Source organism: Haemophilus parainfluenzae ATCC 33392 (assembly GCF_031191205.1).
Classification (GTDB): domain Bacteria; phylum Pseudomonadota; class Gammaproteobacteria; order Enterobacterales; family Pasteurellaceae; genus Haemophilus_D; species Haemophilus_D parainfluenzae.
This window is the reverse complement of the sequence record NZ_CP133470.1, coordinates 7,501-31,729: the sequence shown is the minus strand read 5'-3', so window position 1 is coordinate 31,729 and position 24,229 is coordinate 7,501. Positions and strand designations below refer to the sequence as shown.

Genomic DNA, 24,229 nt, shown 5'->3' with positions numbered 1-24,229 from the left:
AGATTAAAATAAGAGCAATGGATATTTCAGAATTACTTGATGGCTTGAATGATAAACAACGTGAAGCAGTGGCAGCGCCGCTTGGCAATTACCTGGTACTTGCAGGGGCAGGAAGTGGTAAAACTCGCGTCTTGACTCATCGTATTGCGTGGCTGATTGCCGTAGAAAATATTTCTGAAGGCAGCATCATGGCGGTGACCTTTACCAATAAAGCCGCTGCTGAAATGCGCCATCGTATTCAAGATACCTTATCCAAACATGCTCAACCAAATTTATTTGGCATGTGGATTGGGACATTCCATAGCATTGCTCATCGATTATTACGCGCTCACCATTTTGATGTGAACTTGCCACAAGATTTCCAAATTTTAGATTCTGAAGATCAACTTCGTTTAGTGAAACGCCTGATGAAATTGCACAATTATGATGATAAAGCATTCCCTCCAAAGCAAGCGTGCTGGTATATCAATAATAAAAAAGATGAAGGTTTAAGACCGCAAGATATTGATGATTTTGGCGATCGTCAGGAAAAAGAGTGGATTAAGATCTACCAAATTTATCAAGATACTTGTGATCGTGCGGGCTTGGTGGATTTTGCTGAATTATTAATTCGTGCGTATGAATTATTTGCTAAAAAGCCGGTGATTTTGCAGCGCTATCAACAACGTTTTCAGCATATTTTGGTAGATGAGTTTCAAGATACCAATAAAATTCAATATGCCTGGATCAAAATTCTTGCCGGAAATACGGGCAAAGTAATGATTGTGGGCGATGATGACCAATCCATTTATGGATGGCGTGGTGCACAAGTCGAAAATATTCAAAAATTCTTAAAAGATTTCAACGCTGAAACTATCCGTTTGGAACAAAATTATCGTTCTACCGGCAATATTCTGAAAAGTGCCAACCAACTTATTTCGAATAATAGTGATCGCCTCGGTAAGAATTTATGGACCGACGGTGAAATGGGTGAACCAGTAGGTATTTATGCAGCATTTAATGAATTAGATGAGGCAAAATTTGTGGCTTCTCAGATTCAAAACTGGGTAGATGATGGCGGAAAATTAGATGATTGCGCCGTTTTATATCGTAGTAATAGCCAATCTCGTGTCATTGAAGAAGCCTTGATTCGTTGCCAAATTCCTTATCGTATTTACGGCGGGATGCGATTCTTCGAACGCCAAGAAATTAAAGATGCGTTGGCCTATTTGCGTTTGATTAATAATCGTCAAGATGATGCGGCATTTGAACGTGTAATTAATACGCCTACACGTGGCATTGGTGATCGTACTTTAGATGTGTTACGAAATTTAACTCGTGAACGTCAAATTACGTTATGGCAAGCTGTTCAAGTAGCCACACAAGAAAATATGCTAACGGGACGTGCTTCAACCGCATTATTGCGTTTCCAAGAGTTGATTAATTCTTTACAGGTGGATACAGCCGAAATGCCACTTTTTGCACAAACTGATTTTGTGATTAAACATTCTGGCTTATACGACATGTATAAACAGGAAAAAGGCGAAAAAGGTGAAGTCCGTATTGAAAACTTAGAGGAATTGGTGACGGCAACCCGAGAATTTATCAAGCCTGATGAAGCAGAGGATATGACCGATCTTACCGCCTTTTTAACTCATGCCTCTTTAGAAGCGGGAGAAGAGCAGGCTTCACCGCATCAATCTTGTGTAGAAATGATGACCTTACACTCAGCAAAAGGTTTGGAATTCCCACGCGTGTTTATGGTGGGGGTAGAAGAGGGCGTATTCCCAAGTTTCCGTTCATTTGAAGAACCCGGTCGTTTAGAAGAAGAACGCCGTCTTGCTTATGTGGGCATTACACGTGCTAAGCAAAAACTGACCATTTGTTATGCAGAAAGTCGTCGTGTTTATACAAAAGAAGAACGTCATTTGCCTTCACGTTTTATTACAGAATTGCCATCAGAATGCATTCAAGAAATCCGCTTGCGTGGAACGGTGACTCGAGCATTAAACCAAGCGAAAGTGGGAAGTTTAAGCGCGAGTTTGCCTGAGAACGAATGGAAAATGGGGCAAAAAGTGAAACATGAAAAATTTGGTTTCGGCACAGTGATAAACGTTGAAGGCTCAGATAATAACACCCGTTTACAAATCGCTTTCCAAGCTCAAGGTATTAAGTGGTTGATTGCGCATTTGGCAAAATTAGAAAAAGTGCGGTAGAATCGGGAGGATTTTATTGCAGCGGGCATGAATATTGATGTTTGTGCTCAAGATGCCAAGTGCGAAAGCATTCGAAGAAATGACCGCACTTTTATCATGTGGGAAGTAGATGTTTAAATTTATTTTAAAACGTATTTTAATGGTGATTCCTACCTTTATCGCCATTACTTTTGTGACTTTTGCGCTCATTCATTTTATTCCAGGCGATCCTGTGGAAATTATGATGGGAGAGCGAGGTTTAACGCCAGAAGTTCATCAACAAATGATGAAGCAACTTGGTCTCGATTTACCGTTGTATCAGCAATATTTCAATTATATTGGCAATGTAATACAAGGCGATTTTGGTGAATCATTCCGCACCCAACAACCTGTCCTGAGAGAGTTTTTCACACTTTTTCCTGCTACCTTTGAATTGGCTTTCTTTGCACTATTTTGGTCGTTAATTGCCGGTATTACGCTAGGAACGATTGCGGCCGTCAAGAAAGATAGTTGGATTTCTCATACCGTGACAGCTATGTCATTAACGGGTTATTCCATGCCAATTTTCTGGTGGGGATTAATTTTGATCTTATATGTTTCACCTTGGTTAGACTTACCACAAGGGGGACGTTTAGAAGATAGCTTCTGGATCGATACACCAACGGGTTTTATGTTAATCGATACTTGGCTTTCAGGCGTACCGGGTGCTTTCTGGAATGCCATTAAGTCATTGATTCTCCCGTCTATTGTGTTAGGCACCATTCCACTTGCGGTGATTACCAGAATGACACGTTCTTCGATGTTGGAAGTGTTAGGTGAAGATTATATTCGTACCGCAAAAGCGAAAGGCTTAAGTTATACCCGAATTGTGATTGTCCATGCGCTACGTAATGCGCTTATCCCTGTTGTGACAGTGGTGGGCTTGATTGTAGGACAGCTATTATCTGGTGCAGTTTTAACTGAGACGATTTTCTCATGGCCGGGTATTGGTAAATGGATTATTGATGCGATTTCCAATCGTGATTATCCTGTCTTACAAGGCGCCGTGTTGATTATTGCTACAATTATTATTGTAGTGAATTTGACGATCGATTTACTTTATGGCGTGGTAAACCCACGTATTCGCCATCAATAAGGAGCCTTATTAATGACGGAACAAACTTTATCTATTGAAACGATTACGCCTCGCACACCGTTGCAGGAGTTTTGGTTTTATTTCAAACAAAATAAAGGGGCAGTGATTGGGCTCACTTTTATTCTTGCTGTAGCATTAATCAGTATTTTTGCCCCTTGGATTGCACCTTTTGATCCTATCGAACAAAATCGTTCAGCCTTATTGTTACCACCAGCTTGGTATGAAGGCGGCAATTCAGCTTATTTACTGGGTACAGATGACATTGGTCGAGATATTCTTTCTCGCATTATTTATGGTACGCGCATTTCTGTTTTTGCAGGTTTCATTATTGTCATACTATCTTGCATTTTAGGAACGAGCCTAGGTTTGCTTGCCGGTTATTATGGTGGCGCATTGGATACATTAATTGTTCGTTTTATTGACATTATGTTGGCTATCCCAAACTTGCTTTTAACCATTGTGGTGGTATCAATTTTAGAGCCTTCTTTAACCAATGCGACGTTAGCGATTGCCGTGGTTTCGATTCCAAGTTATGTGCGCTTAACACGTGCAGCGGTATTAAATGAGAAAAACAGAGATTATGTCACCTCTTCGCGTGTAGCGGGAGCAAGCGTATTACGCTTGATGTTTATTGTCATTTTACCGAATTGCCTTGCGCCTCTCATTGTGCAAATGACAATGGGGATATCTAATGCCATTTTAGAATTAGCAACCTTAGGTTTCTTAGGTATTGGTGCAAAACCACCAACACCGGAATTGGGGACTATGTTATCTGAATCGCGTAGTTTTATGCAGGCGGCCAACTGGTTGGTTACGATTCCAGGTTTAGTGATTTTATCGCTTGTTTTAGCATTCAACTTAATGGGCGACGGGTTGCGTGATGCGCTCGATCCAAAATTAAAACAATAGGGGGGCAGAATGGCATTATTAGATGTAAAAGAACTTTCTGTTCACTTTGGTGATGAAAAAGCACCTTTTAAAGCAGTGGATCGCATTAGCTATCAAGTTAATCAAGGTGAAGTATTAGGTATTGTTGGCGAGTCGGGCTCAGGGAAATCAGTAAGTTCCCTTGCGGTAATGGGCTTAATTGATTTTCCTGGTCGTGTTTCAGCGAAAGGCTTATCGTTTGAAGGAAAAGATCTTTTAAGTTTAGCACCAAAAGAAAAACAAGAATTGATTGGCGCAGATATCGCCATGATCTTCCAAGATCCAATGACAAGCTTAAATCCCGCTTATACGGTGGGTTTCCAAATTATGGAAGCCATTAAAGCGCATCAAGGTGGGAGCAAAAAAGAACGCCGTGAACGCACTTTAGAGCTTTTACGCTTAGTCGGTATTCCTGATCCTGAATCGCGTATTGATGTCTATCCACATCAGCTTTCTGGCGGGATGAGCCAACGCGTTATGATTGCTATGGCGATAGCTTGTAAACCGAGATTGCTCATTGCAGATGAACCAACTACAGCACTGGATGTGACTATTCAAGCACAAATTGTAGATTTGTTGCTTGAGTTACAGCAAAAAGAGTGCATGTCGTTAATTCTGATCACGCACGATCTTGCGTTAGTCGCAGAAGCCGCGCATCGTATTATTGTGATGTATGCAGGACAAGTAGTAGAAGAAGGACGAGCAGAAGATATTTTCCGTGAACCCAAACATCCCTATACTCAAGCATTATTGCGTTCTTTACCGGAATTTGCAGAAGGTAAATCTCGTTTGCAATCGTTGCCCGGTGTAGTACCAGGTAAATACGATCGCTCACAAGGTTGTTTGTTAAATCCACGCTGTCCGTATGCGACTGATCTTTGTCGAAGTGTTGAACCTGAATTACGCCAAGTAGGAAATCGACAAGTTAAATGTCATACCCCATTAAATACCCAAGGAGAACCAAGCAATGTCTAATGTCGCACAAGAGAATGCTCCATTGCTCAATGCTATCGGGCTGAAAAAATATTATCCTGTGAAAAAAGGGATGTTTGCAAAAACACAGCAAGTGAAAGCGTTAGATGGGGTGTCTTTTTCTTTAGAACGTGGTAAAACCCTTGCCGTAGTGGGGGAATCTGGTTGTGGTAAATCCACACTTGGTCGTCTTTTAACCATGATAGAAGAACCGACTGAAGGTGAATTGTATTACAACGGGCAAAATTTCTTAGTCAATGATCATGAAACGAAAGGATTGCGCCGTCAGAAAATCCAAATCGTGTTTCAAAATCCTTATGCCTCACTGAATCCGCGTAAGAAAATCGGCACGATTTTGGAAGAGCCCTTAGTCATTAATACCAATCTATCGGCAAAAGAGCGTAAAGAAAAAGTATTGTCCATGATGGCAAAAGTGGGGTTGCGTGCAGAGTTTTATAATCGCTATCCACATATGTTTTCAGGTGGGCAACGTCAGCGTATCGCGATTGCTCGTGGTTTAATGCTTAATCCTGATGTGGTTGTGGCGGATGAACCCGTTTCTGCGTTAGACGTATCCGTTCGTGCGCAAGTGCTGAATTTGATGATGGATTTGCAAGCTGAGCTTGGTTTATCTTACGTATTTATTTCCCATGATCTTTCGGTGGTTGAGCATATTGCTGATGAGGTGATGGTGATGTATTTAGGTCGCTGTGTTGAAATGGGCACAAAAGCACAGATCTTTAATAATCCTCAGCACCCTTATACACAAGCGTTACTTTCGGCTACGCCAAGATTATCGCCTGAATTACGTCGTCAGCGGATTAAATTAAAGGGAGAATTACCAAGCCCGATTAATCCACCAAAAGGTTGTGCATTTAATCCACGTTGTTGGAAAGCGACCGATAAATGTCGAAATGAACAGCCTAAATTGGAAAAATATCCTGATGGTAAGCTCATTGCTTGCTTCCATCTTGATTAAAAAAGAGAAAAGAAAATGACCGCACTTGAGTAAGTGCGGTCATTTTTTTAGGCATTTTGAGTGCGATAGCGGAAATTAAAGAAGACAAAGATGCCGAGTGCAATCATCGCTAATGCTGCGCCACTAAAGCCTATATATTCAAGACCAATGTGACGTGTTATTTGGTTACCAAATAGTGCGCCTGCACCAATACCCGCATTAAAAATACCTGAATAAATGGCGCTCGCTACGTCTGTTGCATCGGGAGCAAGTTGCAACACGCGCATTTGCAATGCGAGTCCGATACAAGAGATTCCTATCCCCCAAATAAAGGCTAAGGCAAACATTGTTGCGGTATAGCCAGCCGAAGTAAGCATAAAGCCTAAGGAAATAGCTAATAACAGAATTGCATGGATAATAAATTGTGTGGCACCAAAACGGTATAATCGGTTAAAAATCACACTCGCTGTCACACCTGAAATACCAAAAACTAAAAGAATCATCGTGGTAAGATTAGGATCCATTTGCCCGATTTGAACCATAAATGGCTCAATGTAGGTATAAGCGGTAAAGTGTGCTGAAACAATAAGTACCGTTGTGGCATAAAGTCCAGTGAGTAATGGACGTTTTGCCAAAATCGGTAGACTAGAAAGTGAGCCGGCATTTTTACTTGGTAGATTTGGTAATAAACGCATAATCAATATCATCACCACTACAGCTAATGCAGCAATGATTGCAAAAGTAATACGCCAGCCAACTAATTGACCAACTACACGGCCTAATGGTAAGCCCAAAATAGTCGCAAGGGATGTACCGATAGCGAGCATACCAATTGCTTGTGTTTTCTTATTCTTCGGTGCCACTCGCATCACTAATGATGCGGTAATTGCCCAGAAGAGTGAATGCGCTACCGCAATACACATCCGAGCAATGAGAAGAATCCAATAATTCCACGCAATGACCGAGATAATATGGCCGATGATAAAAATCACAAAAAGTTTCAGCAATAAGCCCTTACGTTCCATATCGCCTGTCGCGAGCATGGCGGGTAAAGACATAATCATAACCGTCCAAGCATAAACGGTCATCATTAAACCCACATCGGAGCTTTGCATATCAAAACTTTGTCCGATATCGGTGAGTAATGCAACTGGCACAAATTCCGTGGTATTAAAAATAAAAGCGGCGCAAGCCATGATGACTACGCGCCAATATTGGGTTCTTTCTGCTTTCTGATAAAAGGACATTATTTTAATTTCTCTTTAATTAATTCTTTCAATTGATGACGAAAGTTTTGGTCAATATTGACCTTATATTGTGGAGAGTAGCAACTATCGAAAAAGCGAATTGGCAATGCCAATTTTTTGTATTTTTCGTTAGTGGATCTTAAGGTTAAATTGACATCACATTGTACATTATCTAAATCAATGGCTCCAGAACCATCAGCTAAAAGTGCGGTTGTTTTTAAGTTCATTTTATCTACTTTAAGCAAGTGATTTTCGAATGAAAGACGTGATTCTAAACGCTCATAAGACGTATTCATATTTCTGCTTGAGGTTAAATCGCTGTTGTAATTAATTGGTAAATACTGCGCCGCCATATCCAATAAGTTCAATCCTAAAATTTCACCATTTTTAGCATCGAAATAGAATTCCCCTTTGGTGAGTTCTGAATTGGTTAGGGCTAGCTGAATATTAAAATCAGTATTGCCTGTTAATGTATTCGGGAAATTTAGCAAGGCGATAAGTTGCGCCATTGGGAAATTTTTACCGGAAAAATTGACCGCACTTTGCAGCTCTTTATGACTAAATTTAAAGGTCGCTAAACAATTCTGGCAATCGGGTTGTAAATAGGCATTGACGGTTTTAACTGGTTTTGAAAAATCAATATACGTTTCGATATAACCGAGTGGCTGTTGATTTAAACGGGCATTAACAAATTGAATCAAATTCTTGCCTTGATGGTTTAGGTTAATATTTCCCTTGCTGAATGCAAATTGATATTGCGTGTTTGTGCCATAAAGTGGTTTATCAAGAGAAAGAGTAACCGCACTTTCACCTTTAAACGCAATGTTTTGGTTAAAAATATTTTTAAGTGAGAAATCACTGAAACGGCCATGAATATTGGTATGGTTTAAGGCTTGTTCACTGAGTTTAAAATGAGTGATTTGTACTTCTTCTAAAATCGGGTTACCTGAAAAAAGCGGGAAGAGCGCAAATTTAGCTTCAATGTTTTCAGCTGAAAGTTGATGGTATGTCAAACCCGATAAATTTACTGTTGGTTGAGGTAGAAGGCTTAGTGAAAAATCATGTACTTGAATATCGTATTGCGCTAAATGATCGGCAATGCTGTTTTTCAGTTGATTGAGTTGAATATAGAAAAAAGCAAAGATCGCAAACAGCACGATCAACAGGCTAATTGCGATCTTTTTCATGGATTAATCCTCATTAATTCGGCTTGCCACCGCATTCTGCTGATGTTTATATTTGGCATCTTTACGACTGGTATACGGGCGAGCAGCTGGACCACTTAACACTTCAAAACTTAAAGCACCAATCACCATATTTGGACGTAATGCTAAAGGTAATTTGCCAGAGTTGTAGAATTCCAACACAATTTTGCCTTCCCAACCTGGATCGATACGATGTGCGGTTACATGTACCATTAAACCTAAACGAGCAAGTGAAGAACGACCATCTAGCCAACCGATAATATTGGCAGGGAGTTTCACAGACTCTAATGTGGTTGCTAATGCCAACATACCTGGATGTAAGAAGAAGGCTTCATCATCACCGATAATAATTTCGTCACTCATCACTGATTCAAGTTGAGCAGAGACTTCTTCTTTCGGACCACTTAAATCAATATAAGGTGCGGAATGTTCACGAAATACGCGAAATGAATTGCCTAAACGCACATCAATGGTTGCACCGTTGATTTTGTCATTTTCAGGACGAGGCGTTAAAGAAATAATGCCATCATCTAGATAGCGTTCGATATCGGTATCGCAAAGACGCATGATTTTTCCTATTTTTGGTTTAATAAATGAAGAATTTGAGCTTTTAACATATTAATTGCAATACGGTTTTTACCACCGCGCGGAATCACGATATCCGCATATTGTTTTGATGGCTCAATAAATTGCAAGAACATTGGACGAACAGTTGCACGATATTGGTCAATGACAGATTGTAATGAACGACCACGTTCTTCCATATCACGTTGTAAACGGCGGATAAAACAAATGTCTGATGGCGTATCCACGAAGACAGAAATATCGGCTAATTGGCGAACTCTCTCATCAGTAAGCAATAATATCCCTTCTAAAATCACAATTTTTTTCGGCGTGAAGTGCTTGGTTTCGCCTGTTCGGGTGTGATCAACATAACTATAGACTGGAATATCTACGGCGGTTCCGTTTTTTAAGTCTTTTAAGTGCTGAATGAGTAAATCTCTGTCCATTGAACTCGGGTGGTCATAGTTGGTTTTTACTCGCTCACTCATCTCTAAATGGCTTTGATCTTTATAGTAGCTGTCTTCAGCAATAATGCCGATTTCTTCACAACCTAAGTCGTTGCAAAGTTCTTTATGAACGGTAGAAGCAATGGAGCTTTTGCCTGACGCGGATGCCCCTGTGATGGCGATGATAATACAAGATGAGTCTGACATAGAACGTCCTCAAAAACGGAAGGTAAAAATTAATGGGATTATAAAGAAAAATCAGTTTAAATTCACCTTTCTTTTTTATTTAAATTTTTTAAATTTGTGAAGTACTTCACGGAATTTTTTTTCGCTTTCGCTTACGATGTGCTCGTTTTTATTATTTCATCAGTGTTATTTATGAGGAGTGTACGATGAAAATGAATAAAATTTCTCTCTCCATTTCAACCGCACTTTTAGCTGCAGGCTTCATGACATCATCGGCTGTTATTGCTCAAGGGCGTTTAGTGGTGTATTGTAGTGCAACTAACATTCTTTGTGAAACGACAACAAAAGCGTTTGGCGAAAAATATGACGTGAAAACCTCATTTATTCGCAACGGTTCAGGCAGTACTTTTGCAAAAGTTGAAGCGGAAAAAAATAACCCACAAGCAGACGTTTGGTTTGGTGGTACATTCGACCCTCAAGCACAAGCAGCTGAATTGGGCTTAATCGAACCTTATAAATCTAAACACATTGATGAAATTGTTGAACGTTTCCGTGATCCAGCAAAAACCAAAGGACATTATGTTTCTGCGATTTACATGGGTATCTTAGGTTTTGGTGTGAATACCGAGCGTTTAGCAAAATTAGGTATTAAAGAAGTACCAAAATGCTGGAAAGATTTAACTGATCCTCGCTTAAAAGGTGAAGTGCAAATTGCTGACCCACAAAGCGCTGGTACAGCATACACTGCATTGGCTACTTTCGTTCAACTTTGGGGCGAAGAAAAAGCCTTTGATTTCTTAAAAGCATTACATCCAAACGTATCTCAATACACCAAATCAGGTGTTACCCCATCTCGTAATGCAGCACGAGGTGAAACAGCAGTAGGTATCGGCTTCTTACATGATTATGCACTTGAAAAACGTCAAGGCGCACCATTGGAATTAGTCGTGCCTTGTGAAGGTACCGGCTATGAGTTAGGTGGCGTAAGTATCTTAAAAGGTGCGCGTAACATCGATAACGCAAAATTATTCGTGGATTGGGCATTATCTAAAGAAGGTCAAGAGTTAGCGTGGAAACAAGGTGACTCTTTACAAATCTTAACCAACACCACCGCGGAACAATCGCCAACAGCGTTTGATCCAAACAAACTTAACCTGATCAATTATGACTTTGAAAAATACGGTGCAACCGAACAACGCAAAGCCTTAATTGAAAAATGGGTTCAAGACGTTAAATTAGCGAAATAGTGTTTAAAGTGCGGTTGAAAAACATGAGATTTTTTGACCGCACTTTTACCATTTTAGCCCCACTAGCTAGGTTTTTACGTGGGTTTCTACGATGAGCGTATTAGCTCATCTTATTTTATAAACACAGGAGTGGACCAATGAAAATGTCTAACGTTGCTTTAGCACTTTCTGGTGTTGTATTTGGTGGCGTGTTGTTAAGCTCTCACGCATCTGCTGCAGAAGGTCGTTTAGTGGTTTATTGTAGTGCACAAAATACGATGTGCGAGCAAGAAACCATGGCTTTTGAGAAAAAATATGGTATCAAAACCAGTTTTATCCGTGGTGGTACAGGCACAATTTTAGCCAAAATTGATGCTGAGAAAGACAACCCTCAAGGGGATGTGTGGTATGGCGGTACGCTTGATCCTCATTCTCAAGCGGGTGAAATGGGCTTACTTGAAGCGTATAAGTCACCAAATCTCGCACAAATTCCTGAACAGTTTAGAGATCCCGCTAAAATTAAAGGCAACTATTCCTCCGCGATTTATCTCGGTGTATTAGGCTTCGGGATTAACCCAGAACGTTTGAAAAAACTCAATTTGCCGACACCAAAATGTTGGAAAGATCTAGCTGATCCTGCGTATCGTAATGAGATCCAAGCAGCAGATCCTCAAAGTTCAGGTACGGGTTATACACAATTAGCCACCTATATCCAACTTTGGGGTGAGGATGAAGCGTTCAAATATCTCAAAGAACTCAATAAAAATGTTTCCCAATATACCAAATCAGGTAATACAGCGACCCGTAATACGGCACGTGGTGAAACCGCAATCGGAATTGGTTTTTTACATGAATATTCTTTAGAGAAAGCCAAAGGCGCACCAGTAGAATTAGTTGTTCCTTGTGAAGGTACAGGCTATGAAATTGGTGGCGTGAGCATTATTAAAGGTGCAAGAAACCTTGAAAATGCGAAATTATTTGTGGATTGGGCGTTATCAAAAGAAGCGCAAGAGTTAACCTGGAAAAAAGGGGAAGCGTATTCTATTTTAACCAATAGTACCGCAGAACAATCACCTTATGCGCTCGATTTTAAATCTATCAATTTAATTAATTATGATTTTGACAAATACGGCTCAAGTGATTTACGTAAACGTTTGATCACAAAATGGGTTGATGATGTTAAATTAGCAAAATAATGATGTATACATAGCGAAATAATAGCTATTATATTATTTCGCTTTTTTTCTTTTATGCGAGGTTGTATGAACGCAAATAAACTTCCTATTATCCAATCTGCTAACTTTTGGATAATTCTTGCAGTGATTGCATTTCTTCTTCTGCCTTCCCACGCTTTAGATTATGGCTTGTTTGAAAGCACAAGCGATGAATACCTAGGTGCAATGGGTTGGTCTTCGTTAAATATTACGGCATTATGGTTTTTATCGGTTATTTTATACGGTTTGATGCCACTTCTTAAATTACCGAAGGATACACAAGCGAAAGCAGAGCTGTATCTTATTGCAGCAGCGACATTATTTATCTTTGTCAGTGCAACAATTTGTAAAGTCAGCATGGGTTATTCAGTGATTGTATTAATCGCGAGTTTAACCGCATTGGCGACGTTTTCTTTCGCAAAATTAAAAGTGATGCAAGGGGATAAATTTATTATCGCCTCTTTACTTTGCATTATCTTATTAATTTTCTTCTTCATCGTTTACCCGACATTGGCCATCTTTGTTTCAATGTTCTATGACGGTGATACCTTTGCACCACAACAAGTGATGCGAATTTTGACTCAAAGCTATATTGTACGTGTTATTAGTAACTCGCTATTCTTATCAGGTTTTGTAGGCATTGTATCAACAATTTTCGGTTTGGCATTTGCGCTTTATACCACCCGTATTGCACGTAGAACGGCATTCATTGGTAAAATTTTCTCCATTTTACCAATCGTCACACCGCCATTCGTTGTAGGCTTAGGGGTAACATTAATGCTTGGCCGTTCTGGTTATGTGACAGAGTTCTTATCCACAACATTTGGATTTGAGAACCATAACTGGTTATACGGTTTCAACGGGATTGCCATTGCACAGATTCTTGCTTTTGCGCCGATTTCATTCATGATTTTAGATGGTGCATTAAAATCTGTTCATCCATCAATTGAAGAAGCGTCTTACACCTTACGTGCAAATCGTTACCAAACGTTCTTCAATATCATTTTCCCATTACTACGTCCAGCATTGGCAAACTCATTCTTAATCGTGTTTATCCAATCCTTAGCGGACTTTAGTAACCCGTTAGTATTGGGTGGTAGCTTTGACGTAATCGCGACACAAATCTACTTCTATATTGCCGGCTCACAATTAGATTATGCTTCAGCAAGTACTTTAGGTTCGATGCTTTTAATCTTCTCATTAGCCGTATTTATCATCCAATATATTTGGATTGGTAATCGCTCTTATGTGACCGTTTCAGGCAAATCCTATCGTGGTGACGTGCAAGATTTACCAACCGGCTTGAAATATACCATCATCGGAATGCTTGGTTTCTGGGTACTCTTTAACTTAGCGTTATACGGCAGTATTTTCTACGGTAGTTTCACGGTGAACTGGGGCGTAGATTACACCTTAACCTTGAAAAACTATGCGATGTTATTCGGACAAGGCTTAAGCGATGGGGCATGGCCATCATTGATTAATACTTTAATCTACGCAGGAATTGCCGCACCATTGACCGCACTTTTCGGTTTATTAATTGCGTATATTGTGGTGCGTAAAGATTTCCAAGGTAAAAAATCTCTTGAGTTCTTAACCATGCTTTGCTTCGCCGTACCAGGAACTGTTGCAGGGGTATCTTATATTTTAGCCTTTAACAATGCGCCACTTTACATTACAGGCACCAGCATTATCGTGATCATTTCAATGGTAATGCGTGATTTACCAATCGGTATGCGTGCAGCGATTGCAGGTCTTGGACAATTAGATAAATCACTTGATGAAGCGTCTCTTTCTTTAAAAGGTAGCTCATGGAAAACATTATGGTTTATCGTTTTACCATTGTTAAAACCAGCGTTACTTTCTGCATTGGTTACAAGCTTTGTTCGTGCAATGACCACCGTAAGTGCGATTATCTTCTTAGTCACCGCTGATACACGTGTGGCAACAGCCTATATTTTAAACCGTGTAGAAGATGGTGAATATGGTGTTGCTATCGCATACGGTTCGATTTTAATTATTGTAATGATGGCTATTATTTTATTCTTTGACTGGATTGTGGGTGATACCCGAATTTCCCGTTCTAAAGCGAAAAAAATGAATTAACTCGTTAAGTTGTAGGTAAATATTATGAGTAATAATGATTTCTTAGTATTAAAAAATATCACTAAATCTTTTGGTAAATCCACAGTCATTGATAATTTAGATTTAACCATTAAACGTGGCACTATGGTGACATTATTAGGGCCATCTGGTTGTGGTAAAACCACTGTGTTACGTTTAGTGGCAGGCTTAGAAAACCCAACTTCAGGTCAAATTTTTATTGATGGTGAAGATGTAACCAAATCATCCATTCAAAATCGTGATATTTGTATCGTATTCCAGTCTTACGCATTGTTCCCACATATGAGTATCGGTGATAACGTAGGCTATGGTTTACGTATGCAAGGCGTAGGGAAAGAAGAACGCGCTAAACGTGTAAAAGAAGCCTTAGAGTTGGTTGACTTAGCGGGTTTTGAAGATCGTTTTGTGGATCAAATTTCAGGTGGTCAACAACAACGTGTCGCTTTAGCTCGTGCGTTAGTATTAAAACCAAAAGTATTACTTTTTGATGAACCATTAAGTAACTTGGACGCAAACTTACGTCGTTCTATGCGTGAAAAAATCCGTGAACTACAACAAAGTTTAGGTATTACCTCACTTTATGTGACTCATGACCAAACGGAAGCATTTGCGGTATCTGATGAAGTTATCGTGATGAATAAAGGTAAAATTATGCAAAAAGCGCCAGCAAAAGAGCTTTACTTGCGTCCAAATTCTTTATTCCTTGCAAACTTCATGGGCGAATCGAGCATCTTTGAAGGTAAATTGGAGAATAACACCATTGATGTGAATGGCTACAAATTGCCATTAAGTAATGCGGCGCAATTCAATTTACCGGATGGTGAATGCTTAGTGGGCGTACGTCCTGAAGCAATTTACTTAAAAGCAGAAGGCGAAGCAGCACAACAATGTGAAATCAAGAGTGCAGTCTATATGGGTAACCACTGGGAAGTCGTGGCAATTTGGGCTGGTAAAGAATTGCTCATTAACACCAAACCAGAAGACTTTAATGCCGATCTCAAACAAGCTTATGTGAATTTCTCTGAACAAGGTATTTTCTTGCTGAAGAAAGAGAAATAATATCAATTTAAAGGCGTATGGAAGCATACGCCTTTTCTTTTAAAATCCGTTCAAAATTGACCGCACTTTTCTGCTCATTTTTACTTTATCTAACAGAGCTGTATAATGTCTCGCTTTTGAATATAAAACGATAAAAGGGGAAAGCTCATGATTAAAACCGATACCTTACCGCAATTTTTGCGTAACAAAGTGGCGGAAAACGATGCCTTTGGTCTCGTAGAGGGCTTGTGCCAATTATTACGTAGCAGCCCCACAGAAAAAATTTCTCCGACCTTGCATTTATTTAAGTTTGTCTTAAAGAACGATAAAGAATTAGGCTATTCTGTTTCGAAATTATTATGCGGTTGGTTATGTGGTTTACGTCTTTATCCGTTGTTTATTAGTAGTGGCATTCTTACGCGTGGCGGTTTTGGGCAAGAAATGAAAACGCGTATTTATGAGCGTTTTAACCCGTCTTTTAAAGATATTAATGATTTACGTGATATTTTCTATTTATTGTTTAGCGATAAAAATGATGCTCGCTGGATTGATGCCGTTCCCTTAAAAACGTGGCGAGGCGTATTTGGTGTTTTAACCCGTTATACAGAACAAAAAGATCGCGAACGTTTAAAAAATCATATTGAAAGTGAAGGGCTATTTGCCATTGAAATGCTTTCAATTTGGATTGCCGCTGAAGATATGGATCCTGAGCTGATGCGAATGGAGCCTTCTCTGTTGAATGCAGATTCACCTTTTGTGGCTTTACACCATGAAGTAGTTGATTGGGTAGAGGCGCGTCGCCAATCAACGGTTTTTGATGATAGTCATTTACAGGTAATGTTTGATCAATGTAAGGCATTGATTATTGGCTTACAGAAACGTGGCGCGGTAGTGGGATCATCCTTAAATACAGCGTATTTATTGGAACGTCTTTCACAGACTTTAGAACGGTTAGAAACCTTGATGGCGATTTTTGTTTCAAATCGCTATTTACCGCGTCGAATCTTATTATTAACCGGTTGTTTTGCTCGTGCAGCAGCAGAACGACATAGTATTTCGCGACTATGGAAACAAAGCTCAGGATTGATGGCTCGTAGTGTTACGCAGAATGCCGGCGATCATGGTGAGCATTACATTACTCGAGATAAAAAAGAGTATTGGGCAATGTTTTATTCTGCCGCGGGGGGGGGTGTATTAATTGCACTGATGGCGTTATTTAAAACCTATCTAGGTAGCATCATTGATGACAAAGTCTGGAAAGGGATTGCCGAAGGTTTAAATTACGGCTTAGGTTTTATGGTGATCTTTATGTTGCATTTCACGGTGGCAACCAAACAGCCAGCCATGACAGCCGCTCGCTTTGCTGAAGCAGTTGAAAAAACGCCTCAAGGTAAAACCGTCAATATGAAATTAGCCCAATTATTAGTGGATGTATTTCGTTCTCAAAGTATTGCGGTGCTAGGCAATGTGCTCATTGCGATGGGCTTAGCTGCATTGATTGCGTTTAGTTACCAATATAAAACAGGGGAACCGTTGATGAATGCTGATCAAATCGCGTATCAGTTGCATAGCATTGATCCTTTTGCGGGAACCTTATGGTTTGCAGCCATTGCAGGTGTATGGTTATTTTGCTCAGGGATTATTTCGGGCTATTTTGATAACCGAAGCAATTATTTGAATATGCGTATGCGTTTAGCCCAACATCCGTTATTGAAAAAACTAATGTCTGAGAAGACTCGCGTGAAATTTGCTAATTATATGCATGAGAATTATGGCTCGCTAATTGGTAACCTTTGCTTTGGTATGCTGCTTGGTATTACGGGCGTGGTGGGTTACTTAACGCATCTTCCGTTAGATATTCGTCATGTAGCATTTTCATCTGCGAATGTAGGTTATATTGCCGTGAGCGGACATTTTACCTATTCATTACTTTTACAATGTATTGGTTTTGTATTATTGATTGGTTTAGTGAATTTAATTGTCAGTTTTTCATTAACGCTTTGGGTTGCATTGCGTTCTTTGAATGCGGAAATTGATAGCTGGTGGCCAATTTGGCATGAAGTTTGTCAAATTGTGAAAAAACGCCCATTGAGCTTATTTCTTCCTGTTCAATTAGATAAATAATCGGCTTAAGTGCGGTCAAAAATATCAACGTTTTTGACCGCACTTTCTTTTCGACAAATTTAATTTGCGTTATCATGTTGCTCATCTAATGCGATAACTTTATGAATTATTCTAATGAAACCTACATTTCTTGAACTTCGTCACCTAAGAACCTTGCTTGCTCTGAAGGAAACGGGCAGCGTTTCAATGGCGGCAAAACGTGTTTATTTAACACAATCGGCACTTTCTCACCAAATTAAGTTAATGGAAGAGCAATTTGGTTTACCTCTTTTTGAGCGTAAAAGTAATCCGTTGCGTTTTACCGCAGCTGGCGATCGTTTGATTCGTCTTGCCAATGAAATTCTTCCGAAAGTGGTTGATGCTGAACGTGAACTTGCTCGTGTAAAACACGGTGATGCAGGGCAGTTAAGAATTGCGGTGGAGTGTCATACCTGTTTCGACTGGTTAATGCCAGCGATGGATGAGTTTCGTCAGCATTGGAGCTTGGTAGAATTGGATATTGTGTCTGGTTTCCACACAGATCCGGTTGGATTGTTATTATCTCATCGTGCAGATTGGGCGATTGTGTCTGAAGTTGAACAAAATGATGATGTTTTATTTAAGCCGTTATTTTCTTATGAAATGGTGGGAATCTGTTCTAAAGATCATCCATTAGCCAATAAAGAGGTTTGGCAGGCGGAAGATTTCGCTGAAGAAACTTGGGTAACCTATCCCGTGCCTGATGATATGTTAGATTTATATCGTCAAGTATTGAAACCGAAAGGTATTAATCCACCTCGTCGTACAACAGAGCTAACGATCGCCTTGATCCAGTTAGTGGCGAGCCGTCGAGGCATTGCTACCGTACCTTATTGGGCGGCATTACCTTATTTAGAAAAAGGGTATGTGGTGGCGCGTAAAATTACAGAAGAAGGATTGTTCAGCAACCTTTATGCAGCGATTCGCAAAGAAGATGCGAATTTAGCTTATATCGAAGATTTCCATCAAACAGTAAAAGCACAAAGTTTTTCGACCTTACCTGGTTTGTCTGTTTTAGAGTTGTAGTAGGTCAATATGTCAGAAGTAGTGACAGAAAATCCCATCAAAGCCGCAGCAAAAGCGGCATTTCCTTACAGCATGCCAATGCTTGCCGGCTTTTTATTTTTAGGCATAGCATACGGCATTTATATGAAAGCACTTGGATTCGGTGTTTGGTTCCCTGTGGCAATGGCAGCGCTCATTTATGCAGGCTCCGTGGAATTTATTGCAGCCGCCGCCTTAGTTATGCCTTTTTCGCCTTTAAGTGTTGCGTTAGTTACGCTGATGGTCAGTGGTCGCCAAATTTTTTATGGCATTTCCATGTTAGAAAAATATGGTGCTCAACTCGGGAAAAAACGTTGGTATTTAATTAGTACCCTAGTAGATGAAAGTTTTTCCCTGAACTATATGGCGAAGATCCCCGATCATTTAGATAAAGGCTGGTATATGTTCTTTGTCAGTTTTTATCTCCATCTCTATTGGGTGGTAGGAGCCGGATTAGGTAATCTATTTGGCTCAATTATACCTTTTGATTTAAAAGGGGTAGAGTTTGGTATGACTGCACTTTTTCTGGTGATTTTTGCTGAAAACTGGCTCAAAGAGAAGTCTCATGAAAGCTCATTATTAGGTTTAGGTGTGGCTTTTGCATCGCTATTAATTGTTGGGAAAGCGCATTTTTTAGTGCCAACACTCATTAGTATTTGGATTTTATTAACGGTACGACGTCCTAAACTTTCATCTAAATTGGAGGCACTAAAATGACATTGATGGAACAAATTATCACCATTGTGATTTGTATTGTGTGCGTGCAATTTACTCGATTATTGCCATTCTGGATCTTTCCCGCAAATCGCCCGATTCCGGAATATGTTCGTTATCTAGGTAAAGTACTACCTGCCGCGATGTTTGGAATGTTAGTCGTGTATTGCTATAAAAATGTGGATGTGTTGAGTGGTTATCACGGCTTACCCGATTTCATTGCGGGTGCTTTGGTAGTGGGGTTACATTTCTGGAAAAAGAACATGTTTCTTTCTATCTCGGCAGGCACAATTTTTTATATGTTTTTAGTGCAAAAAATCTTTATCTAAGCGAATTTTGAGCGAAATAGAAATTTCTTGATATTGCAATCGGTTGCCTTTATTTCGCCTCTTTTCCTCAATTCCAAAATCTTTTATGATGGCGCCTCAATCATTGTTGACGGAGAGATTTATGGAATTTAATTTCATTGAGTTATTAGGTTATTTGGCAACATTCTTTGTGGCCGTGTCTTTTTTATTCAAATCCATTGTTCACTTGAGAGTTGTTAATGCAATTGGAGCGGTACTTTTTGTCGTTTACAGTTTGATCATCAAATCTTATCCAGTTGCGCTTCTAAACGCCTTCTTAGTTTTCGTTAACTTATATCAACTTTATCGTTTAAAAAAAGAGCAGCCAGCATCAAAAGTGCTTAAATAATTGACCGCACTTTTCCACGATTTACCCCCATATTTGATATAAGGCAATCACCAGAGGCATAGTAAACATACAAAGCAGCGTCGTTATTCCATAAATGGCGCTGGCTTTTTGTGGGTTGTTGTTATAAATCACCGCCATTTGTGTCACTGTTGAAGCTGAAGGGCTAGTGGTAGCTAAAAAGCTAATCAACACGATAATCTCACCTTTCTCAACCCAATGTACAAAGCCAATGAGCTTTATTAACACCAACAATACAAACGGAATAACCAACAAGCGCAATAGTGTAACTAAATAAATGCGCTTAGATGAAACAATGCTCTTTAATGGAATTGCGGCAATTAACATGCCCGCAACAAGCATGGCATTTGGGCCAATAAACAATCCAATCGAAGAGAGCGTGCCATTAATAATATTTGGCAACTTAATTTGAAAAGCAAACAAAAATGCTCCGACGAGAATTGACCAAATATTGATGTTTTTAGCAATCATCTTCAAGGATAAATTTCCTTTTCCTACAATAATCAAGCGGCAATGCGTCCAAAATAGAAAGGTTTGTACCACAATAAAACAGCTGGCGTAAATGACCCATTCTTTACCAAATAGCGACATCACAATTGGAATAATTAAGTTGCCAGAATTAGAATAAATGGAAGTGGCATGCTCAATAGGATCAAGGTTTAATAAGCGCTTTAACAGACTGCCAATAATAATCAGAATACTCTGAAGAAATACGGCCATAAGTAGTGAAAGCTGCAAACCTTGTAGAATTTCAGGTGTGTAATCAATTTGAAATGCCTCAATCATCACTGATGGACTGATAACATAAAGCCCAATAATAGAAAGTGGCTTGCTATCTTCAGATTTTAATAATTTTGATTTAACCAACCCATAGCCGATAAGCACAATAAGTGTTAGTTCAATAATTTTAGTACCGAGTAAAAATGCGATGTCCATAGTGAATATTGATGAGAGAAATTAGTGCTATGAAAGAAGAAAAGGGCAAATAATTTGCCCTTTAAATTGATTGATATTATTCCCACTCTATCGTTGCTGGTGGTTTTCCGCTGATGTCATACACTACGCGGGAAATGCCGTTCACTTCGTTAATGATACGATTAGATACTTTGCCTAATAAATCATAAGGCAAGTGAGCCCAATGTGCGGTCATAAAGTCGATGGTTTCTACCGCGCGTAGTGAGATAACCCAATCGTATTTACGGCCATCGCCCATCACACCAACAGATTTCACAGGTAAGAATACGCTGAATGCTTGGCTGGTTTTTTCATACCAACCGCTATTGCGTAATTCTTCGATAAAGATTGCATCCGCACGGCGTAATAAATCGCAGTATTCTTTTTTCACTTCGCCTAATACACGCACGCCTAAACCTGGACCAGGGAATGGGTGGCGGTTGATCATTTCAGCCGGTAAGCCTAATGCTAAACCGATTTTACGTACTTCGTCTTTAAATAATTCACGTAATGGTTCTACTAAGCCAAGTTTCATATAGTCTGGTAAGCCACCTACGTTGTGGTGTGATTTAATTACATGTGCTTTACCGGTTTTACTTGCTGCCGATTCGATGACATCAGGGTAGATCGTACCTTGTGCCAACCATTTCACATTAGTGAGTTTTTTCGATTCATCATCGAATACATCAACGAATACTTTACCGATAATTTTACGTTTTGCTTCAGGATCAGATACGCCTGCAAGTTCACCCAAGAAACGACTTTCAGCATCAACACGGGTAATGTTCAAGCCGAATTTATCGCCAAACATTTCCATTACTTGATCGCCTTCGTGTAAGCGGAGCAAGCCGTTATCCACGAATACGCAGTGTAAGTTTTTACCGATAGCACGGTGTAAAAGTAATGCAACCACAGAAGAGTCAACACCACCAGATAAGCCTAAAATAACTTCATCATCGCCCACTTGTGCTTTAATGCGAGCAACGGCATCTTCGATAATGTTTTCTGCAGTCCATTTGGTTTCGCAACCACAAATGTTTACCACGAAATTCATTAACAAGTCCAAACCTTTTTTAGTATGGGTTACTTCAGGGTGGAATTGTACGCCGTAGAAACGACGATTTTCGTCAGACATTGCCGCAATTGGACAGGTTGGGGTAGTACCAGTAACTTGGAAGTTTTCTGGTAAACGCGTTACTTTATCGCCATGGCTCATCCATACATCTAATTTGCTGTCGCCATCATTTAAATGAGCGAAAAGTGCGGTAGGATTATCCATTAAAACAGAAGCATAGCCGAATTCACGATGATCTGATGTTTCGGTTAGACCGCCAAGTTGCATCGCCATGGTTTGCATACCGTAACAAATACCCAATACCGGAACTCCTGCGTTAAATACATATTCTGGTGCACGTGGGCTATTTTCTTCAGTAGTACTTTCTGGACCTCCAGAAAGAATGATACCGTCTGGATTAAATTCACGGATTTGTTCTTCAGTTACATCCCACGCCCAAAGTTCGCAGTACACACCGATTTCACGCACACGACGCGCGATCAGTTGGGTATATTGAGAACCGAAGTCGAGGATCAGAATTTTATGGTTGTGGATATTTGTCATTTATAATGCTCTTATTATTGGTAGTGTAGACGGTCAATTTTCTCCAAAACTTTACAAAAATTAACCGCACTTTAAAACAATAAAAGGTGAGCTAAAGCCCACCCTACGGATTACCCCATACGATAGTTTGGCGCTTCTTTAGTAATCGTTACATCGTGAACATGGCTTTCTTTAATGCCTGCACCACTGATGCGAACAAATTCTGCTTTCGTGCGTAATTCTTCGATGGTTGCGCAGCCAGTTAAGCCCATGCAAGAACGTAAGCCACCCATTTGTTGGTGGATGATTTCTTTTAAGTAGCCTTTGTATGGAATACGGCCTTCGATACCTTCTGGTACGAGTTTGTCAGCTGCGTTATCAGATTGGAAATAACGGTCTGATGAGCCTTTCGCCATGGCACCTAATGAGCCCATACCACGGTAAGATTTAAACGCACGACCTTGGTAAAGTTCGATTTCACCCGGTGCTTCTTCAGTACCTGCGAACATAGAGCCAACCATTACACAGCTTGCGCCTGCAGCGATGGCTTTTGCAATATCACCAGAGAAACGGATACCACCGTCCGCGATAACTGGAATACCACGATCTTTTAATGCCGCAGCGGCATCTGCGATAGCGGTGATTTGTGGAACACCTACACCAGTCACGATACGAGTAGTACAAATAGAACCTGGTCCGATACCTACTTTCACTGCGCTTGCGCCTGCGTCTGCAAGTGCGATAGCACCTTCAGCCGTTGCTACGTTACCCGCAACAATAGGTAAGTTTGGATATTTTGCACGCGTTTCACGAACACGTTGTAACACACCTTCAGAGTGACCGTGAGAAGAGTCGATTAACAATACATCTACGCCCGCTTTCACTAATGCATCAATACGTTCTTCGTTACCTGGACCAGCACCGACAGCCGCCCCTACACGTAAACGACCAAATTCATCTTTACATGCGTTTGGTTTTTGTTCCGCTTTTTGGAAGTCTTTAACGGTGATCATGCCTTTTAATTTGAAAGCATCATCTACAACAAGCACTTTCTCTACGCGGTTTTTATGCATTAATTCTAAAATCGTTTCACGACTTGCACCTTCTTTTACGGTGACCAAGTCTTCTTTTTTTGTCATTAATTGTGAAACGGTTTTACTTAAATCTTTTACGAAACGCGTGTCGCGGCCAGTGATGATACCGATTAAGTTATTTTCATCATCGACAACAGGGTAGCCTGCGAAACCGTTTTTCTTCACCATTTCGGCAAGTGCTGCAAGGGTTAAATCGGGCGAAACAGTCACAGGTTCAGAAACAATACCACTTTCGAATTTTTTCACTTTACGAACGCGATCAGCTTGGCGTTCAATTGTCATATTTTTATGAATAAAGCCGATGCCACCTTCTTGTGCTAAGGAGATCGCTAATTTGGTTTCTGTGACAGTATCCATCGCAGCAGAAAGCATAGGAATATTTAAGCGAATTTCTTTGGTGAGTTGAGTTGAGAGGTTAGCTGTGTTCGGAAGAACAGTTGAATGAGCTGGGACAAGTAGAACGTCGTCAAAAGTCAGAGCTTCTTGTTTGATTCTAAGCATGGCAATATCTCGCTGTTAAAAGTTGTGTCAAAAAATATTGCGCCGGGATTATA

The 24,229-nt window shown here is 40.0% G+C and carries 21 protein-coding genes; 14 read left to right on the top strand and 7 right to left on the bottom strand.

Annotation, left to right across the window (positions count from 1 at the left end):
* Positions 1 to 17: 17 nt before the first annotated feature.
* From uvrD to RDV53_RS00120, 5 genes are all read left to right on the top strand, one after another.
* Positions 18 to 2,195: a DNA helicase II gene (gene uvrD / locus RDV53_RS00140; RefSeq protein WP_005696390.1), complete on the top strand. Its 2,178-nt coding sequence runs from the start codon at positions 18 to 20 to the stop codon at positions 2,193 to 2,195.
* A 109-nt stretch (positions 2,196 to 2,304) separates the two neighbouring features.
* Entirely contained in the window at positions 2,305 to 3,309 is a 1,005-nt protein-coding gene (locus tag RDV53_RS00135; RefSeq protein WP_005696389.1) for an ABC transporter permease subunit, read from the top strand.
* Positions 3,310 to 3,321: 12 nt separating this feature from the next.
* Positions 3,322 to 4,218 carry an ABC transporter permease subunit gene (locus RDV53_RS00130; RefSeq protein WP_005696388.1) on the top strand — a complete coding sequence of 299 codons (897 nt, stop codon included), beginning with the start codon at positions 3,322 to 3,324 and terminating at the stop codon, positions 4,216 to 4,218.
* 9 nt (positions 4,219 to 4,227) lie between these two features.
* Positions 4,228 to 5,211 (top strand): dipeptide ABC transporter ATP-binding protein, encoded by a 984-nt coding sequence (dppD, locus tag RDV53_RS00125; RefSeq protein WP_005696387.1) that lies wholly within the window; start codon positions 4,228 to 4,230, stop codon positions 5,209 to 5,211.
* On the top strand, positions 5,204 to 6,187 hold the full coding sequence (locus tag RDV53_RS00120; RefSeq protein ID WP_005696385.1) for a peptide ABC transporter ATP-binding protein: 984 nt from the start codon (positions 5,204 to 5,206) through the stop codon (positions 6,185 to 6,187). The genes dppD and RDV53_RS00120 overlap by 8 nt, the downstream gene beginning before the upstream one ends.
* A gap of 47 nt (positions 6,188 to 6,234) precedes the next feature.
* On the opposite strand, the gene RDV53_RS00115 is transcribed toward RDV53_RS00120, so the two are convergent.
* From RDV53_RS00115 to udk, 4 genes are read right to left on the bottom strand one after another with little or no spacing between them, the layout of a single operon-like run.
* A complete protein-coding gene (locus tag RDV53_RS00115; RefSeq protein WP_005696384.1) occupies positions 6,235 to 7,413 on the bottom strand; it encodes a sugar transporter in 1,179 nt (392 codons plus the stop codon).
* Positions 7,413 to 8,600 carry an AsmA-like C-terminal region-containing protein gene (locus RDV53_RS00110; protein ID WP_005696383.1) on the bottom strand — a complete coding sequence of 396 codons (1,188 nt, stop codon included), beginning with the start codon at positions 8,598 to 8,600 and terminating at the stop codon, positions 7,413 to 7,415. The genes RDV53_RS00115 and RDV53_RS00110 overlap by 1 nt, the downstream gene beginning before the upstream one ends.
* A 3-nt stretch (positions 8,601 to 8,603) precedes the next feature.
* Positions 8,604 to 9,185, bottom strand: coding sequence for a dCTP deaminase (gene dcd, locus RDV53_RS00105; protein WP_005696382.1), 582 nt, complete (start codon positions 9,183 to 9,185; stop codon positions 8,604 to 8,606).
* 8 nt (positions 9,186 to 9,193) lie between these two features.
* Entirely contained in the window at positions 9,194 to 9,835 is a 642-nt protein-coding gene (udk, locus tag RDV53_RS00100; RefSeq protein ID WP_005696381.1) for a uridine kinase, read from the bottom strand.
* Between the two features lie 185 nt (positions 9,836 to 10,020).
* Between udk and RDV53_RS00095 the strand changes: the two genes are divergently transcribed.
* The 9 genes from RDV53_RS00095 to RDV53_RS00055 all read left to right on the top strand — a co-directional run bounded on the left by RDV53_RS00095 (position 10,021) and on the right by RDV53_RS00055 (position 20,012).
* Entirely contained in the window at positions 10,021 to 11,061 is a 1,041-nt protein-coding gene (locus RDV53_RS00095) for an ABC transporter substrate-binding protein (protein WP_005696380.1), read from the top strand.
* Between the two features lie 137 nt (positions 11,062 to 11,198).
* Positions 11,199 to 12,236 carry an ABC transporter substrate-binding protein gene (locus RDV53_RS00090; protein ID WP_005696379.1) on the top strand — a complete coding sequence of 346 codons (1,038 nt, stop codon included), beginning with the start codon at positions 11,199 to 11,201 and terminating at the stop codon, positions 12,234 to 12,236.
* 66 nt (positions 12,237 to 12,302) lie between these two features.
* Positions 12,303 to 14,360 carry an ABC transporter permease gene (locus RDV53_RS00085; protein WP_005696378.1) on the top strand — a complete coding sequence of 686 codons (2,058 nt, stop codon included), beginning with the start codon at positions 12,303 to 12,305 and terminating at the stop codon, positions 14,358 to 14,360.
* Positions 14,361 to 14,384: 24 nt separating this feature from the next.
* Positions 14,385 to 15,437 (top strand): ferric ABC transporter ATP-binding protein, encoded by a 1,053-nt coding sequence (gene fbpC, locus RDV53_RS00080; RefSeq protein ID WP_005696376.1) that lies wholly within the window; start codon positions 14,385 to 14,387, stop codon positions 15,435 to 15,437.
* 147 nt (positions 15,438 to 15,584) lie between these two features.
* Entirely contained in the window at positions 15,585 to 17,540 is a 1,956-nt protein-coding gene (locus tag RDV53_RS00075; protein WP_115353586.1) for a site-specific recombinase, read from the top strand.
* A 114-nt stretch (positions 17,541 to 17,654) separates the two neighbouring features.
* The gene (locus tag RDV53_RS00070; RefSeq protein WP_005696373.1) at positions 17,655 to 18,584 is read left to right on the top strand and encodes a LysR family transcriptional regulator; all 930 of its coding nucleotides are present in this window, start codon (positions 17,655 to 17,657) and stop codon (positions 18,582 to 18,584) included.
* A gap of 9 nt (positions 18,585 to 18,593) precedes the next feature.
* Positions 18,594 to 19,319, top strand: a complete 726-nt coding sequence (azlC, locus tag RDV53_RS00065; protein WP_005696372.1) for an azaleucine resistance protein AzlC — start codon at positions 18,594 to 18,596, stop codon at positions 19,317 to 19,319.
* On the top strand, positions 19,316 to 19,645 hold the full coding sequence (locus RDV53_RS00060) for a branched-chain amino acid transport AzlD family protein (RefSeq protein ID WP_005696371.1): 330 nt from the start codon (positions 19,316 to 19,318) through the stop codon (positions 19,643 to 19,645). Before azlC ends, RDV53_RS00060 begins: the two co-directional genes overlap by 4 nt.
* A gap of 121 nt (positions 19,646 to 19,766) precedes the next feature.
* Positions 19,767 to 20,012: a YgjV family protein gene (locus tag RDV53_RS00055; RefSeq protein ID WP_032822802.1), complete on the top strand. Its 246-nt coding sequence runs from the start codon at positions 19,767 to 19,769 to the stop codon at positions 20,010 to 20,012.
* 21 nt (positions 20,013 to 20,033) lie between these two features.
* On the opposite strand, the gene RDV53_RS00050 is transcribed toward RDV53_RS00055, so the two are convergent.
* The 3 genes from RDV53_RS00050 to guaB all read right to left on the bottom strand — a co-directional run bounded on the left by RDV53_RS00050 (position 20,034) and on the right by guaB (position 24,176).
* Complete coding sequence (locus RDV53_RS00050) at positions 20,034 to 20,966, bottom strand: AEC family transporter (protein ID WP_005696369.1); 933 nt, start codon at positions 20,964 to 20,966, stop codon at positions 20,034 to 20,036.
* A gap of 76 nt (positions 20,967 to 21,042) precedes the next feature.
* Positions 21,043 to 22,602: a glutamine-hydrolyzing GMP synthase gene (gene guaA / locus RDV53_RS00045; protein ID WP_005696368.1), complete on the bottom strand. Its 1,560-nt coding sequence runs from the start codon at positions 22,600 to 22,602 to the stop codon at positions 21,043 to 21,045.
* A 110-nt stretch (positions 22,603 to 22,712) separates the two neighbouring features.
* Positions 22,713 to 24,176: an IMP dehydrogenase gene (guaB, locus tag RDV53_RS00040; protein WP_005696367.1), complete on the bottom strand. Its 1,464-nt coding sequence runs from the start codon at positions 24,174 to 24,176 to the stop codon at positions 22,713 to 22,715.
* Positions 24,177 to 24,229: the final 53 nt, after the last annotated feature.